Raw genomic sequence first — 833 nt, 5'->3', positions numbered from 1 at the left:
CCATCACGTAGTGCTTGAATGGCAGCATTGATATCAAAAGTAGGTGTGGTCATAAATCATCTCTTTTTGGTATAGCTTAAAGAAATGACACAGAAATTTGAACACTACCGAGCGACCATGCCGCCAACGGTCACTTACACGCCAGTGCTTAATCCAGTTAACTACCGTGTATCCTCTTGATAGCCAGAACTACCTGAAGTCCAACACCCAGACAGAGGTAACCATCTCAGCAGCCATATCTTTTGAATCAAGATTCAGAATAATAGCCATGAAGAAAAGATGATTATGTTTCTATTCTTATAGATAAATCTGTACGATTAATTAGTCAAATCTTGAAATAAATGCCATTGAAAGTGGTGCATCGTTTATTAATTTTGCAGAAGAGTTTTCTATTTCTTCAGACTCATTGTCGTCAGTCATTGAAACAAAACACACTGTCGAATTTAGCTCAAGAGACAGTTCTCTTTTTATTCTGATTAGTACGTTTGATAATGTCTGAATTAGTTTATTTTTAAACTTTGCAAAGTTTATTTCTCGAGATGAGTCCTCTCGAAGCATCTTACTTATTTTGGAGAAGGCTCCCGCATTATACCCGTCATAAAACCACTCAGATACTGCCCATCTATAGTAATTTTCACACTCTATGCTCTGATCTTCTTCAGCAGCGAGAATGCTTTTAAGCTTACCCTCAGAGCTAGCACTTAATGATGCTGACATGGCACTCAGGGCGGGATTAAGCTTTGTTAAATCTCTTAACCAAAGAAAATCTCGCTCCTAAAATCACCATTCCATGCTGCCTTTCTTATTTTGGTTGGTTTACTGGCTTTTAGCGG

General features: G+C 38.2%; 1 protein-coding gene. It reads right to left on the bottom strand.

Features of this window, described 5'->3' with window-relative positions:
* Window positions 1-321: 321 nt before the first annotated feature.
* Window positions 322-717 (bottom strand): DUF4303 domain-containing protein, encoded by a 396-nt coding sequence (locus L2744_RS21490; RefSeq protein ID WP_248993774.1) that lies wholly within the window; start codon window positions 715-717, stop codon window positions 322-324.
* Between the last annotated feature and the right edge of the window lie 116 nt (window positions 718-833).

Source organism: Shewanella profunda, from assembly GCF_023283765.1.
Taxonomy (GTDB): domain Bacteria; phylum Pseudomonadota; class Gammaproteobacteria; order Enterobacterales; family Shewanellaceae; genus Shewanella; species Shewanella profunda.
This window is presented reverse-complemented; position numbering and strand designations above follow the sequence as displayed.